We start from the raw sequence: 13,774 nt of genomic DNA on the forward strand, positions 1-13,774 counted from the left end.
GGATTATCGGGTGCAACATGACTGCACGAATCTATCAGCAACCCAAAAGCGCGATGCAATCGGGCAAGGCCAAGACCGATACCTGGGTGCTCGAATTCGAGCAATCCGAGGCGCGCAAGCCCGACCCGCTGATGGGTTGGACTGGCAGCGGCGACACGCAGGCGCAGGTAAAGCTGAACTTTCCGTCGAAAGATGCGGCGAAAGCGTATGCTGAAAAATACGGCATCACCGCACGTGTGCACTCCACCCCGCCTAAAACGTTGAAGCTGCAAGCCTACGCCGACAATTTTCGGTAATTGCTTTTTCCGTCCCGCGTCGCCATATGCCGGTTCGGGAGTCGGGTGGACGTTTGCGTTCGCTCACCGGGTCAGGTCCGGAAGGAAGCAGCCCAGGTGAATTGCGGCGGGTCGCTCGGCTCCTTTTTCCAGCTTTTCTATCAATCACCGCGATGACAAATGTCTCGCAAGCGCCTAGCCTGCGCGTGTGACTGATTCCGATCCAGACCTGCCCGATAGCGAGCAAGAGAATTCGCCCACCGCCGCTGAATTGGAGGCTGCCGGGCAAAATTCCATGTTCGGCGATCCGGCCCCGGAACCGGCGTCTGAACCAGCGCCGCAAAATGATCCTGCGCCTGAAACTGTCTCGGTGGAAAACTCTGAGGAAACCGCACCGCCCGCGTCGCCAAAGGCTCCGCCGGGCGCTGATCAGGCAAATCAACCCTACCGCGTTCTCGCCCGCAAATACCGCCCACAGACATTCTCGGAGTTGATCGGTCAGGAACCGATGGTGCGCACGCTCGCCAATGCGATTGAGCGTGACCGGCTGGCGCACGCATTTTTGATGACGGGTGTTCGCGGGGTCGGCAAAACATCGACCGCACGCCTGATCGCAAAAGCACTGAACTGTGTCGGGCCAGACGGGGAGGGCGGACCCACCATCGATCCCTGCGGCGTGTGTGAGCCATGCACGGCAATTGCCGAAGGGCGCCACATTGACGTGATCGAAATGGACGCCGCCTCTCACACTGGGGTCGATGATGTCCGCGATATTATCGAGCAGGTGCGGTATGCCGCGGTTTCTGCACGGTATAAAATCTATATCATCGACGAAGTTCACATGCTGTCACGCAACGCGTTCAACGCGCTGCTGAAAACGCTGGAGGAGCCGCCTGCGCATGTGAAATTCCTGTTCGCGACCACCGAGGTTGAAAAGCTACCGGTCACCGTGCTCAGCCGGACCCAGCGTTTCGATCTGCGCCGCATCCCGTCCGATCTGCTCGCCAGCCACTTTGGCAATATATGCGCAAAAGAAGGTGTCGAGGCGGAGGAAGAGGCGCTGCGAATTATCGCCGCCGCAGCCGAGGGTTCGGTGCGAGACGGACTGTCGATTCTGGATCAGGCGATCGCCCATGCCGATCTTGATTCCGATAGCAAGGTAACGGCGCTCCGCGTGCGGGATATGCTGGGGCTGGCGGACAAAAGCGCACAGCGCAGCCTGCTGACCCACCTTCTTGAAGGGGATGCAAAGGCGCTGCTTGCAGCCATCGATGAACAATATGCTCTCGGCGTGGAGCCGCTCGCCCTGATGCGCGCATTGATGGATTTGACGCACAAAATCACCGTCGCGCAGGTTTCCGGCAGCGAACCCGATGCGCCCAGCGAAGAAGAGCGCGCGGCATTGGCGGAATTTGCGCTTAAGCTTGGCGCGGGCGAATTGCACCGCCTGTGGCAGCTTTTGCTTAAAGGTCATGAGGAGGTGCGACAGGCGCCCGATCCGCTGGTTACACTACAAATGGCGCTGCTTCGCGTCTTGCACGCGGCGGAGCTTCCCGATCCGGGTAAGCTGGCGAAACGCATCGAAGAACTTGCAAACCGCGCTCCGGCCCCGGCTGGCGAAACCGGCACCGCGGTCGCGGGGTTCGAACACGCAGCGCAAACTGCGCTGTCTTCGGGCGGGTCGCTTGATTGGGAGGAGCTGGTCGACCGTGTCGACAATGCCGGACAGCTGCGTGTTGCGCAGATGATGCGCGACCGTATACGTGTGATCGAACTCTCGCCGGAAAAGCTTGTTTTCGAGCAGGCTGACAGTTTTGCCGACGATCCTTCGCCAGATATCCGCGACGCGCTGCTAAAGCTGACCGGCAAGAGGTGGCTGGTAGAAAAAGGCACAGGCGATGCACAGCTAAGTTTGCGTGAACAATCCGAAGCCAAGGCGAAATCTGATCGCGACCGGGTCTTGTCGAGCCCGCTAGTGAAGGCCACATTGGAAGCATTCCCCGATGCCGAGCTGGTCGAGACAGACACTCAAGTGGCACGAGCCGCCGGCGACAAATGGAACTGATGGAGCACCCCGATGAAATCGATGGAAGAAATGATGCAGGCGGCACAGAAAGCCGCTGAATCGATACAGACCCAGATGAACGACATGCAGGTCAAGCTGGATAATATCGAGGTTGAGGGAGCAGCAGGCGGCGGTCTTGTAAAAGTGCGCGCCACTGCAAAAGGGCGCATCCTTGGCGTGGCAATCGACGACAGCCTGATGAAGCTGGAAGAAAAACACATGGTCGAAGACCTGGTGACCGCCGCTTTCAACGATGCGCGTGACAAGGCTGATCGGGTTTCTGCAGAAGAAATGAAGCAGATGCAGGGCGGCATGGGCCTGCCCGCGGGTTTCAACCTGCCGGGCATGGGCGGCTAAAACCGCTCGGCTGCCTGATCGCCCCTCTTTCAAGGATGGGCTTTCGCTAAAGAACTGATGCGCGCGATGGGCGTCCACAGCTTCCGGAACTCGGGAGTTGCGGGCGGGACGCGTGCTACCCATATTCCTTTGCAAAGGCGCGCCCCAATGGCCGCTTGGACAAAAATCTATGACACAGCAATTTCCTCTCCTTCCCTTGCGCGATATTGTGGTTTTCCCCGGAATGGTCGTGCCGCTTTTCGTTGGCCGCGACAAATCGGTCGCCGCTCTCGAAGCCGCGATGGAGGCCAGCAAGGATATCTTCCTGCTCGCCCAGCTTGATCCGGGATGCGACGATCCAGAGGGCGATGATCTGTACGATTTCGGCGTAGTGGCGCAGGTGCTTCAGATGCTGAAGCTGCCCGATGGCACGGTCCGCGTCATGGTGGAGGGCGCGCACCGCGCGAAACTCGCCGGGCTTCGCGGTGAAGACGGTTACGTCCTCGCTGAGGTTGATCTGGTTGAACCGGAAACCGTCGCTGGCAATGAAGTCACCGCGCTGATGCGGCAAGTGACAGAGCAATTCGGCGAATATGCGAAGCTGAACAAAAAATTGGGCGACGAATCCACCGTTGAACTTGGCGAAGTCGATGATGCAGGCCAGCTGGGCGACACGATCGCGGCAGCCATCAATGCCAAGGTTTCGGACAAGCAATCACTACTGACGGAAACCAACCCACTTAAACGGCTCGAACTCGTAATGTCGTTTATGGAAGGCGAGCTTTCGGTCCTTCAGGTTGAACGCAAAATTCGCGGGCGCGTGAAGCGCCAGATGGAGAAAACCCAGCGCGAATATTATCTCAACGAACAGCTTAAAGCGATCCAGAGCGAGCTTGGCGGGGCCGATGGCGAGGAAGGCGATGAAATTGCCGAACTCACCGAAAAAATCGAGCAGACCAAGCTTCCCAAGGAAGCCAAGGCCAAAGCCAATGCCGAGCTGAAAAAGCTGAAAGGCATGCAGCCGATGAGCGCCGAGGCGACGGTCGTGCGCAATTACCTCGATATTTTGCTCGGCCTGCCATGGGGCAAGAAATCGCGGGTCAAGAAAGACATCAAGGCGGCGCAGGAAATTCTGGATGCCGACCACTACGGTCTGGAAAAGGTCAAGGACCGCATCATCGAATACCTCGCAGTGCAGGCGCGGACGAACAAGCTTAAAGGTCCGATCCTTTGCCTTGTCGGGCCTCCCGGTGTGGGTAAAACCTCGCTCGGCAAATCCATTGCAAAGGCGACGGGCCGCGAATTTGTGCGCCAGTCACTTGGCGGTGTGCGGGACGAGGCTGAAATTCGCGGCCACCGGCGCACCTATATCGGATCGATGCCGGGCAAGATTGTTAGCAATCTTAAAAAAGCCGGGACCAGCAACCCGCTCTTCCTGCTCGACGAGATTGACAAGCTGGGTCAGGATTTCCGGGGCGATCCCGCATCGGCGCTGCTAGAAGTGCTGGACCCTGAGCAGAACGACAAGTTTCAGGATCACTACCTCGAACTCGATCTGAACCTGTCGGACATCATGTTCGTCACGACAGCGAACAGTCTAGATTTGCCTCAGCCATTGCTGGACCGGATGGAGATCATCCGTCTCGAAGGATACACCGAAGACGAGAAGGTCGAAATCGCCAAAGGTCACTTGATCGACAAACAAATCGAACAGCACGGCCTGAAAGAAGGCGAATTTGAACTGACCGAAGAGGGTCTGCGCGACCTGATCCGGTATTACACGCGCGAATCCGGCGTTCGGACGCTGGAACGCGAAATCGCCCGGCTTGCGCGCAAGAGCCTGCGCAAAATCCTCGAAAAGGAAACCGAAAGCGTGCGGATCACGCCGGAAAACCTTGGCGATTTTGCCGGTGTTCGCAAATTCAAGCACGGCATGGGCGAAGACGAGGCGCAGGTCGGCGCTGTGACCGGTTTGGCGTGGACTTCGGTGGGCGGCGAATTGCTTACCATCGAAAGCGTCACGACGCCGGGCAAGGGCGAGGTGAAGACGACCGGTAAGCTTGGCGAAGTGATGAATGAAAGCATCGCGGCGGCATTCAGTTTCGTGAAGGCGCGTGCGCCTGCCTACGGGATCAAGCCATCGCTGTTCCAGCGTAAGAATGTCCACATTCACCTGCCCGAAGGTGCGGTTCCGAAAGACGGACCTAGCGCAGGCGTTGGCATGGTCACGTCGATCGTCTCGACGTTGACCGGCGTTCCAGTCCGGCCCGATATCGCGATGACCGGCGAGGTCACTTTGCGTGGCCGGGTGCTGGCAATTGGCGGGCTGAAGGAAAAACTGCTCGCGGCGCTGCGAGGAGGGATCAAGACCGTCCTCATTCCCGAAGAGAATGTGAAGGATCTCGCCGAGATTCCGCAGAACGTGAAGGAAGGGCTAGAGATCATTCCTGTCGATCACGTCGATGTCGTGCTGGAACATGCTCTAACGGATATGCCAGCGCCCATCGAATGGACGGAAGCCGACGATCTGGCCTCTCAGCCGAGTGCAGCTTCGCCAGCGGGCAGCGGCACTGCGGGGACAACGGCGCACTGATCTCAAGTCAGCTCAGGTAAGCAGCAGGAGCCGCCGCGAATCGGATGCTGTGAACACCAAAATTTGATCGCATTGAGAAGGCTCGGCCGCCCGGCGACGGGCGGCCAAGACCTTCGCTTTGTCGCAAATGGGTGCCCCAAGCCTGAAAAAGCCCGCTTTTCCGCGCTATTTGCCTTTGACACAGCTTCGAAAAATCGCTCAACCTACGCGCTTTCGAGGAAGCGATTCATCGAAACAAAATTCGCAAGGTGTTCGCAAAATACGAGGGGGTTACAGAAATGAACAAAAACGATCTGATTAGCGCAGTTGCCGAAACCAGTGGTCTTTCAAAAAGTGATGCAGCAGGCGCCGTCGAAGGCGTGTTCGATGCTATTACAAAGTCCCTGTCGAGCGGCGATGAAGTGCGCTTGGTCGGTTTTGGCACGTTCTCAGTCGCTCGTCGCAAGGCTTCTACCGGTCGCAACCCCCGGACCGGCGAACCTATGACGATCAAGGCTTCGAACCAGCCGAAATTCAAGGCCGGCAAAGGTCTGAAAGACGCGGTAAACTAAGACGCGTTTTTTTGAGTTGTGGCAGCGGCCATGACCGCTGTTTTAAAAACCCCGCCCGGCAATCCGCCCGGCGGGGTTTTTATATGAGGACCTTTTCGGCTGCGAACTTAGCGCCCGACTGCGATCAAAGCCGTCGGGGCGGCCGCCGTGCGCGGCGAAATGTCCCAGCTCAGCACCTCTCCGGTCGCGGCGCTCATCGGCCCCTCATCTGTGTTGTTGGCAAGGATGCGCATCTGCCCTTCGGACCGAACGGTGAAAGTCCCCTCGACCTGCGGAAGATTGGCCATCGGATTTTCGCTAGCGTCCTCCCCGCCCATCGCGGCAATTCCTGCCATTCCGCCCAGCATCCCGCCCATCATTCCCGCAGCCGAGTTGTCACCGCCCTGTGCTGCAAAGCCGGGAGCGTTGATGCGCACGACGTTATCGTTTCGGATAAACATCTGGACAAACGGGCTTGTAGTTGGAATTTCCTCGATCACAGGAAACATGAAATCATGGGTAATCTTGCCGGTGACCGAGAAGCTAACGTCAAACACGCCGTCACCCTTTGCCTCGACCCGGTTCCAGCCGTTCTGACGCAATAGCATTCTGGTCAATTCGGCGGTCGCTTCGGGATCGTTTGGATCGATCCCCCCGGTCATCGCGGCCATCTGTTCGGCCTGCTGTTTGGCTTCCGCAGCGCGCGCATCTGCGCCTGCGTCCCAATCGGCGCGTTGCTGTTCCAGCTCCGCTTCTGTGCAATCGCGGGTTTCGAAGGTTTCTTCGTCGTAACATTCCTCTGGCGAAAATTCCTCGGCATTGGCCTGCATCTGGGCGAGGCTGGAGAGGCCGAGGAAGAATATCTCGCCTTCGTAAGAGAACGCGAAGGTTTCATCATCGCTCAGGACGAGTTCGGATGTGAATTTCCCTGGTGTGATGAAACAGCCGGATAACAGTAGGAAAAGCCCCGCCAAAAGGCCCGCGGCGGATAGGCGGATGGAAATCGGTTTGTTCATAGCGGCAGGCTCCCCCCGTGATGCCGGATTATCGGGTCGCCGCAGCGTAAAGCGATATTGCCGCGGCATTAGAAACATTGAGGCTTTCGATCACTGAAGAGATTGGCAGCTTCGCCAGCGCATCGCAATGCTGCGCAATGTTGTGCCGCATACCTTCGCCTTCGGCTCCAAGTACGATGGCGACCGGCCCCTCTGGCAAGGCATCGGAGAGGATCGTTTCAGCTTCGCCAGCCATGCCGATCCGCCAATAACCCGCATCGGCGAGTTCATCGAGCGCGCGGGCCAGATTGACGACCCGAACCCACGGCACGGTCTCCAGCGCACCGGATGCTGCTTTGCCCAGCACGCCCCCTTCGGGAGGGGCATGGCGATCCTGTGTGACGATACACGCCGCTCCGAATGCCGCCGCCGAGCGCAGGATTGCGCCGACATTGTGCGGATCGGTCACCTGATCGAGCACGACGACCGGCTGCGAGGGATCACCTTTTGCAAAATCGTCGAGAAACACGGTGTCCAGCGGTTCACACTCCAGCACCAGACCTTGATGCGGAGCGTCCTTTGCGACCAACCGGCCAAGGTCGATGGCTTCGGCATATTCGACCGGGAAATCCGCGGGCAGCTCTCCGTCCAGCGTTTCGATGCCTTCGCGGGTTGCCCACAGCTTGCGGTGCTGGCGATTCGGGTTTTTCAGCGCAGCTTCGACCGGGTGGCGGCCCCACAACCGGACAGCGCCAGCAGAGCCGCGGCCCGAACCGCGTCCGCCTTTCATACGTCCCGCGCGGCCTCTTAATGCGCGTTTTCGATCACCCTTGGCCATGTATGCTCCCGTATATTCGTGCTTTCGCCTGCCCCCCTGCCAGCCGCCCCATTGACAGGCAAGCGCCGCTTCGCCAAAGGGGCGCCTCTCGGCAGCGCACTTGCCGATTTCGGCTGGTGCGCGATTCACTGCAAAGCAGCGATTTATCCCTGCATGGCATGGTGTGGACAGGTGGCCGAGTGGTTAAAGGCAGCAGACTGTAAATCTGCCCGCGCAAGCGTACGCTGGTTCGAATCCAGCCCTGTCCACCACCGCCCTTTCTCAGAACATCCCCGAAAAGCCCTAGAAATCGCAGAAAATCAAGGGTATTCTGCTCTACATCGTCCGTACTCGACCGCTTCCGTTTGCTTGCAGCCGGGGCGTAGTGTGGGAGAGATGTGGGAGTAAAGTGGCTTTCTCCCACACTTGGGTTCTCCCACAAAGGCGGCAAAGATGTGGGAGTAACCTATGGGCAAACTCACGGCGATTGCGGTCAAGGCCGCTTTGGCGAATCCGGGCACCTATCAGGATGGCGACGGATTGGTCCTCAGAGTCGACAAAAGAGGAGGAGCTTATTGGCTCCTGAGAATCCAGCGCGACGGGAAGCGTCAGGATATCGGACTGGGTAGTCCGAAGCTGGTGACGCTGGCCGAGGCGCGGGCGAAAGCTGCCGATCTCCGCAAGGCGGTAAAGGTCGAGAAGCGCGACGTGCTGACCGAGCGCAAGGACGAGGAAGCCGCCAAGGTCACCTTCCGCGAAGCCGCCACCCAGTATCATTCGGAGAACGAGGCAGGCTGGAAGAGCGATGTCTACGGTCGCCAGTGGCTTGCCAGTCTGGAGAACTATGCTTTCCCAAAGCTGGGCGACATGACGACCGGCGGAATCACCGCTGCCGATATCATTGGGGTGCTCACGCCGATCTGGCAAGAAATCCCTGAAACAGCCCGCCAGGTCCGCAACCGGATTTGCGCTGTGCTCGATTACTCCCATGCAAAGGGATGGCGCTCCACGGAGGCTCCATCGGGCAATAGCAGCCTGAAAGCGGGGCGAGGGTTGCCGCGACAGATTAAGAAACCGGCAAACCGCAAAGCGATGCCATATGTGGCGGTCCCTTCATTCCTGACCGCCCTGCGGCGCAAGCCATCCTATTCGCGTCTCGCGCTCGACCTTCTCATTCTGACTGGCGTTCGCTCGCAGGAAGTACGGCTCGCGAAATGGGACGAATTCGATCTGGACCAGCGCCTTTGGACAATCCCAGCTGAACACATGAAACGCAGCAGGGCGCACATCGTGCCGCTGTCAGAGGCCGCTTTGGCAGTGCTCGTGAAGGCCGATGCAATGCGGCTTGAGGGGGCCGAAGTGGTCTTTCCCGGCATGACAGGCAAAGCCATGTCCAACATGACGCTGCTGAAGGTCATGCGCGACATGCAGGAGCCTTTCCACGTCCACGGTTTCCGCTCCAGCTTTACCGACTGGGCGGCAAACGAAGGCTTCCCCAATGCGGTCGTCGAAGCGGCGCTGGCGCACAAGACGCCGGATGCTGTGCAGGCCGCCTATCGCCGTACGACATATTTGGGCACGCCGGATAATCCGGGCGCGCGGGTAAAGCTGATGGAGGCGTGGGGGAGGTATTGTGCTGGTGTGAACGCTTCTGGCAGCTCAGGTGAGCCGGAAGGTGTTGGCGACGGATGATATTCGGGCATATCGTGAGCAATTGATGCCATGAAATTTCGAAATTTTCATTTCAGTAAGGCCGTTGATCTAACATGCGATGGACGCAGCACCCAACGAAGGACGCCCGAGCCATAACAATGGATTCCGAGGTCTGTTGAGTACGGCATTTTTTAGGGAGGGTTCTACAATGATGCCTGACACAGACATCGATCTCGTCCGAAAAAACTTCAATTTCCGAAGAAAGGTGATTTTCTCGGTCTCTGATCACCTAGAGGAACACGGCCCCGGAGTCTTCGATGTCTCTGAGCTCTTGTATGACAAAGATGTCATCTTGCACGCTTATCTCATCGAAATTGCCACAAATCCGAGCAAGCGCGAGGTTGAGGTTTTTGCAGCAGGAGCGCTTCTATTAGCGAATTTTCAGCCTGGTGTCGGGACGCCGAGCTTTTCGCAAGCGGAAGTTAGTGGGCTTCTTTCGATGCCCCTTTTTGAGGGCAACGAGGTTTCGGAGACAGACAAAAAGACAATGGCAAAGCAGTTGGCGTTAATGGAAGCCTTCAAAAGGTCATCGAACGAGAGGATGGAAATCCTCGAAGAAATTCAGAATGCTATGTATTTGAATTCCGCTATTCAGCCGCTCTTCGAAAAAATACGTCGAGGTGCGTGGAGGATCATCCGCCCGTGTTTGCAAGCCCTTTTGTTTGCAGCAGTCCTGATCGCCAGCCTACCCTTGTTGATCCTCCCTCTTGAACGGCGGAAAAACTTTCTTCGCGGTCCGAGCGAATGGATAAACTGGCTTTCAGAGCGACCGAGGTACGAGTGGCACGATGTCTGGCTAAATCTCAAGTAAAAGCTCGCATTTTATGGGTTGCTCGCGAAGGTCTGCGCCCTGATCGATGTAAGAGGTAGCAAGTGGCAGTATTGGTCGAAGGCATCTCAGTCATTGTGCGTCTCGATAGGGTAGCGGAAAAGTATCCTAGGCCGTGTTGACAAAAGGGATTCCCAATCACTCCGACTTCTGATTCAAGACTGCTTTTTGAGGAGCAGTCATGGGTCGCGGAGACTTGTCGGATGCGGAGTGGGAACTGATCGGGCCGCTGCTGCCGCCTGAGCGGGGACGCTGGGCGCGACCGGCGGGCGATAACCGACGCTTCCTCAACGGCATGCTCCACGTATTGAGGGTAGGCTGCCCCTGGCGCGACATGCACGAGCGCTACGGCAAGTGGAACTCGGTCTATGTCCGGTTCCGGCGCTGGGCCGAACAAGGCGTGTGGGATGCCCTGCTTCAAACGCTGGTCGAGCTGGGGCTGACCGACGACTGGCAGCACATGATCGACAGCACCAGCGTTCGCGGCCACGTCTCGGCAGTGGGCGGAAAAGGGGGGCTTGTGCGAACGCTCTTGGTCGATCACGCGGCGGCTTTACGAGCAAAATCCATGCCCGCTGCGACAATCAGGGACTGCCTCTCGGCTTCATCCTGACTGGTGGTGAGGCCTCCGATTACACCGCTGCTGAGCCGCTGATGGAGATCCCGGTCGCCGCACCCAAGGCGCTGCTGGCAGACAAGGGATATGATGGCGACCGCTTCCGCGAGAGCCTGCTGATCCGGGGCATACTGCCGATCATCCCGCCCCGCTCGAACCGCAAGGTGCCCGAGCATCCCGACTATCGTCGCTACCGGGACCGCAACCGCGTCGAGCGCATGTTCGGTAAGCTCAAGCAACAGCGCCGTATCGCCACCCGCTACGACAAGACCGTCCTGTCCTTCGAGAGCTTCCTAAACCTCGCCGCCACTCGCCTATGGCTGAAGTCTTTTGTCAACACGGCCTAGTTTTTCTCGATGAGGGGCGAGCCACCGATGTGGCAGTGATTGATCAACAGCGGGGCATTTCCGTACCCTGTGATTGGCTTGAGTTCGGCAGAATACCGTTCGGGGAGAGCGGCGAGAAAGTTGGGGCTTGTTGGCTGTTCGAGGGGCCTCGCAAGGGGCACGGCCTTCACTCTGAGGGAAAGAGTATGTCATTTGCTGTGCCGATAGGTTGGGAGTACGAGGGGTCACTGAGCGCCGATTTCGCTTTTGTGCCAACGAAGTCTCGCAATTGAAGGTTCGCAGCAGGTAGTTTCTTCTACGGCCCTAGCATGTGGATCAACTTGGTTGTCAGGCTTTGTATGGGCAACGGCGACGTAAGAGCGTCAGGGCTTAATGTCGATTGCACAGTTAACTGACTTTTCAGCTTTCCTCGCCCTGTCGTTACAGCGCGCCAAGGCTTCGCGGTTCTCGCTCAGAATACCTTGCGCTGCTGCAAGTTCTTCCCAAGCTTTGGGGTTCCGCGACCGGATCAACCGTATGCCCGCTTCCAAAATGGTCGGTTCACCTACCACCTTGCGAGCCATCCGTTCGGGCCAATGCCAAGATTCGGGCATAGTGCGGGCGATGGTGCCGGGCAGGATCGACCAGAGCAGGATACCGGCAGCAGCCCTAAGCCTGCAAAACGCCAGCGTTGGCGCTTCTGCTCGGCCTCGGTGCGGATATGCCATTCAATTGCGGCGAGCCGACTATCTCGGGAAAACGCCCGCCAAGCAGGGAAAGGCGTAAGCCAATATCCGGTCCTAGGCTATTTCGGAGAGCGTTGCCGCCGGATGAGATCATGCAAGCTGGCGGTTACAACGCGAGTGGATTTGCCAAACTTTACCGTTTCGACTTCGCCAGCCGCGATCAGCTCATAGAGCTTGGTCCGACCAACACCAATCATTTGCGCCGCATCATTGATCTTCACGCAAATCGTATCGGAGGTATATTGGTGGTGATTCATGGTTTTCTGCCTAAGGCTTGGTCCTCTCGCCATGCAGCGGGATCGGCAATCCATTCGTTGATTGCGGATTCATGCCACCCGGCGGAATGTTCCCCGAGTTTGACTGAGCGGGGAAAGCTGCCTTCCGCCATCTTGCGGTAGAGGGTGGAGCGGCTGAGGCCGGTGCGGTCGAGCACGGTCCTCATGCGGATAATGCGGTCTGAAGCGGACATGGGGAACTCCGTCGTGCGAGACATTGTGATGCGATGGAGGGCAGCATCGGAATGCCATCGGCGACCGGCAAGGGGGAACGGTGCATCGTAGTGCTGTAGGGTGCAGATACGTACGAAAAGGCGAAAAAGTCTTTGCTCATCCCTCGATCTTGATCGTCCGTTCCGGTGATTGGGCCATGGCAGGGGACGGCCCCCATTTGGAAGCATCGGCGCCCTGCGCCGAGCACCCTACAAGAGGGCATTTCATGTCCTCTTGTAGGGTGCTTTTGGCCGTGGTTTCCCTACCGATTTGCCGATGGTAGGACGCGACGGACGAACTGGCTGTGCAAGTCGCCGCCGTGGTTTCCCTACCGATTTGCCGATGGTAGGACGGCGGTGACATAAGCGAAGCGGCGGCATGGGCCGTGGTTTCCCTACCGATTTGCCGATGGTAGGACTTCCATATCACCGCTGCCAATCCCCTCAAGGCCGTGGTTTCCCTACCGATTTGCCGATGGTAGGACCCGTGTTGATTACGGGAACGGTTATGCGATGCCGTGGTTTCCCTACCGATTTGCCGATGGTAGGACTTGCGTCAAGGCCGCATAAAGGCGGCGCAGGCCGTGGTTTCCCTACCGATTTGCCGATGGTAGGACTGCGTGACCCTGAATTTGCCGCCTATTGGAGCCGTGGTTTCCCTACCGATTTGCCGATGGTAGGACCTGTCGTAACAATGGAACAACCACCAGAAGGCCGTGGTTTCCCTACCGATTTGCCGATGGTAGGACCCATCCGAACAGTCGATGTTTGGGTTGATGGCCGTGGTTTCCCTACCGATTTGCCGATGGTAGGACCAAAGCGCAATCGCCATCTCCACGAACAGAGCCGTGGTTTCCCTACCGATTTGCCGATGGTAGGACGAAGACTTATTGCAGGAGCGGGTTGCCCATGCCGTGGTTTCCCTACCGATTTGCCGATGGTAGGACCAGGCTCCGAGGGAAAAGCGCAGTCCAACAGCCGTGGTTTCCCTACCGATTTGCCGATGGTAGGACATGATCGCAGCGCAGGAGGCTGAATGATGGGCCGTGGTTTCCCTACCGATTTGCCGATGGTAGGACTGCTAGGATGTAACGGACTGGAACTGTTGTGATTTTCGCGGGAAACTCGCCGCCGAAATCACAGCAGGACCATCTGGGAGGTGCCGACCGACTCAGTTTTTGGTGCGTTTCCGAGCATCAATTCCATCCTGCCATACTGTTTGTCCGTCACCTGAAGCGTTCTGATGCTTCCCTCCTTGGGCAAACTCGAACGCACTCTGCGAACATGCTTATCCACAGCATCTTGCCCCCTACAGACGCGCGCGTAAACCGAAAGTTGCAGCATCATGAAGCCGTCCTTTTTGAGGAATTCGCGAAAGCGATTGGCTCGACGCCGCTGCGGCTTGGTCTTTGTCGGCAAATCGAAGAACACCATGAGCCACATGAA

General features: G+C 58.0%; 13 protein-coding genes, 1 tRNA gene, 1 other RNA gene, 1 pseudogene and 1 CRISPR repeat array. Of the genes and pseudogenes, 10 read left to right on the plus strand and 6 right to left on the minus strand.

Annotation, left to right across the window (positions count from 1 at the left end):
* The first annotated feature begins 17 nt into the window (after positions 1-17).
* The 6 genes from ACGHU1_RS07655 (at position 18) to ACGHU1_RS07680 (ending at position 5,820) form a co-directional block, all read left to right on the plus strand.
* Complete coding sequence (locus tag ACGHU1_RS07655; RefSeq protein WP_390585314.1) at positions 18-296, plus strand: ETC complex I subunit; 279 nt, start codon at positions 18-20, stop codon at positions 294-296.
* A gap of 34 nt (positions 297-330) precedes the next feature.
* Positions 331-425: signal recognition particle sRNA small type (ffs, locus tag ACGHU1_RS07660), an RNA gene on the plus strand.
* A 58-nt stretch (positions 426-483) separates the two neighbouring features.
* A complete protein-coding gene (locus tag ACGHU1_RS07665; RefSeq protein WP_390585316.1) occupies positions 484-2,340 on the plus strand; it encodes a DNA polymerase III subunit gamma/tau in 1,857 nt (618 codons plus the stop codon).
* A gap of 12 nt (positions 2,341-2,352) precedes the next feature.
* Positions 2,353-2,697: a YbaB/EbfC family nucleoid-associated protein gene (locus tag ACGHU1_RS07670; protein WP_390585319.1), complete on the plus strand. Its 345-nt coding sequence runs from the start codon at positions 2,353-2,355 to the stop codon at positions 2,695-2,697.
* Between the two features lie 169 nt (positions 2,698-2,866).
* Positions 2,867-5,269, plus strand: coding sequence for an endopeptidase La (lon, locus tag ACGHU1_RS07675; protein WP_390585321.1), 2,403 nt, complete (start codon positions 2,867-2,869; stop codon positions 5,267-5,269).
* 248 nt (positions 5,270-5,517) lie between these two features.
* Positions 5,518-5,820, plus strand: coding sequence for an HU family DNA-binding protein (locus tag ACGHU1_RS07680; protein WP_390585323.1), 303 nt, complete (start codon positions 5,518-5,520; stop codon positions 5,818-5,820).
* Between the two features lie 107 nt (positions 5,821-5,927).
* Here ACGHU1_RS07680 and ACGHU1_RS07685 read toward each other — a convergent pair whose 3' ends face one another.
* Positions 5,928-6,815 (minus strand): hypothetical protein, encoded by an 888-nt coding sequence (locus ACGHU1_RS07685; protein ID WP_390585326.1) that lies wholly within the window; start codon positions 6,813-6,815, stop codon positions 5,928-5,930.
* 28 nt (positions 6,816-6,843) lie between these two features.
* Positions 6,844-7,632, minus strand: a complete 789-nt coding sequence (locus ACGHU1_RS07690) for a TrmH family RNA methyltransferase (protein WP_390585328.1) — start codon at positions 7,630-7,632, stop codon at positions 6,844-6,846.
* A gap of 165 nt (positions 7,633-7,797) precedes the next feature.
* On the opposite strand from ACGHU1_RS07690, the gene ACGHU1_RS07695 reads away from it, so the two are divergent.
* The 4 genes and pseudogenes from ACGHU1_RS07695 (at position 7,798) to ACGHU1_RS07710 (ending at position 11,116) form a co-directional block, all read left to right on the plus strand.
* A tRNA-Tyr gene (locus tag ACGHU1_RS07695) sits at positions 7,798-7,883 on the plus strand.
* A gap of 196 nt (positions 7,884-8,079) precedes the next feature.
* Positions 8,080-9,303 carry a tyrosine-type recombinase/integrase gene (locus ACGHU1_RS07700; protein WP_390585330.1) on the plus strand — a complete coding sequence of 408 codons (1,224 nt, stop codon included), beginning with the start codon at positions 8,080-8,082 and terminating at the stop codon, positions 9,301-9,303.
* Positions 9,304-9,472: 169 nt separating this feature from the next.
* Positions 9,473-10,135 (plus strand): hypothetical protein, encoded by a 663-nt coding sequence (locus tag ACGHU1_RS07705; RefSeq protein ID WP_390585332.1) that lies wholly within the window; start codon positions 9,473-9,475, stop codon positions 10,133-10,135.
* 199 nt (positions 10,136-10,334) lie between these two features.
* A pseudogene (locus tag ACGHU1_RS07710) lies at positions 10,335-11,116 on the plus strand (IS5 family transposase).
* A 362-nt stretch (positions 11,117-11,478) separates the two neighbouring features.
* Here the strand turns inward: ACGHU1_RS07710 and ACGHU1_RS07715 are convergent.
* From ACGHU1_RS07715 to cas2, 4 genes are all read right to left on the minus strand, one after another.
* On the minus strand, positions 11,479-11,823 hold the full coding sequence (locus ACGHU1_RS07715; RefSeq protein WP_390585334.1) for a DUF6118 family protein: 345 nt from the start codon (positions 11,821-11,823) through the stop codon (positions 11,479-11,481).
* A gap of 77 nt (positions 11,824-11,900) precedes the next feature.
* Complete coding sequence (locus ACGHU1_RS07720) at positions 11,901-12,098, minus strand: helix-turn-helix domain-containing protein (RefSeq protein ID WP_390585336.1); 198 nt, start codon at positions 12,096-12,098, stop codon at positions 11,901-11,903.
* Complete coding sequence (locus ACGHU1_RS07725) at positions 12,095-12,310, minus strand: helix-turn-helix transcriptional regulator (RefSeq protein ID WP_390585338.1); 216 nt, start codon at positions 12,308-12,310, stop codon at positions 12,095-12,097. Before ACGHU1_RS07725 ends, ACGHU1_RS07720 begins: the two co-directional genes overlap by 4 nt.
* 269 nt (positions 12,311-12,579) lie before the next feature.
* Positions 12,580-13,407: a CRISPR direct-repeat array (repeat unit 36 nt; unit sequence GCCGTGGTTTCCCTACCGATTTGCCGATGGTAGGAC).
* Positions 13,408-13,465: 58 nt separating this feature from the next.
* Positions 13,466-13,771: a CRISPR-associated endonuclease Cas2 gene (cas2, locus tag ACGHU1_RS07730; protein WP_390585340.1), complete on the minus strand. Its 306-nt coding sequence runs from the start codon at positions 13,769-13,771 to the stop codon at positions 13,466-13,468.
* Positions 13,772-13,774: the final 3 nt, after the last annotated feature.

The sequence above is a fragment of the Erythrobacter sp. MTPC3 genome, from assembly GCF_042854385.1.
In the GTDB taxonomy this organism is placed as follows: Bacteria; Pseudomonadota; Alphaproteobacteria; order Sphingomonadales; family Sphingomonadaceae; genus Erythrobacter.

Coding starts and splice junctions, on each gene's coding strand:
- ACGHU1_RS07655 (WP_390585314.1), top strand. CDS start 18: ATGACTGCACGAATCTATCAGCAACCCAAAAGCGCGATGCAATCGGGC.
- ACGHU1_RS07670 (WP_390585319.1), top strand. CDS start 2,353: ATGAAATCGATGGAAGAAATGATGCAGGCGGCACAGAAAGCCGCTGAA.
- lon (WP_390585321.1), top strand. CDS start 2,867: ATGACACAGCAATTTCCTCTCCTTCCCTTGCGCGATATTGTGGTTTTC.
- ACGHU1_RS07685 (WP_390585326.1), bottom strand. CDS start 6,815: ATGAACAAACCGATTTCCATCCGCCTATCCGCCGCGGGCCTTTTGGCG.
- ACGHU1_RS07690 (WP_390585328.1), bottom strand. CDS start 7,632: ATGGCCAAGGGTGATCGAAAACGCGCATTAAGAGGCCGCGCGGGACGT.
- ACGHU1_RS07700 (WP_390585330.1), top strand. CDS start 8,080: ATGGGCAAACTCACGGCGATTGCGGTCAAGGCCGCTTTGGCGAATCCG.
- ACGHU1_RS07705 (WP_390585332.1), top strand. CDS start 9,473: ATGATGCCTGACACAGACATCGATCTCGTCCGAAAAAACTTCAATTTC.
- ACGHU1_RS07715 (WP_390585334.1), bottom strand. CDS start 11,823: ATGGCATATCCGCACCGAGGCCGAGCAGAAGCGCCAACGCTGGCGTTT.
- ACGHU1_RS07720 (WP_390585336.1), bottom strand. CDS start 12,098: ATGAATCACCACCAATATACCTCCGATACGATTTGCGTGAAGATCAAT.
- ACGHU1_RS07725 (WP_390585338.1), bottom strand. CDS start 12,310: ATGTCCGCTTCAGACCGCATTATCCGCATGAGGACCGTGCTCGACCGC.
- cas2 (WP_390585340.1), bottom strand. CDS start 13,771: ATGTGGCTCATGGTGTTCTTCGATTTGCCGACAAAGACCAAGCCGCAG.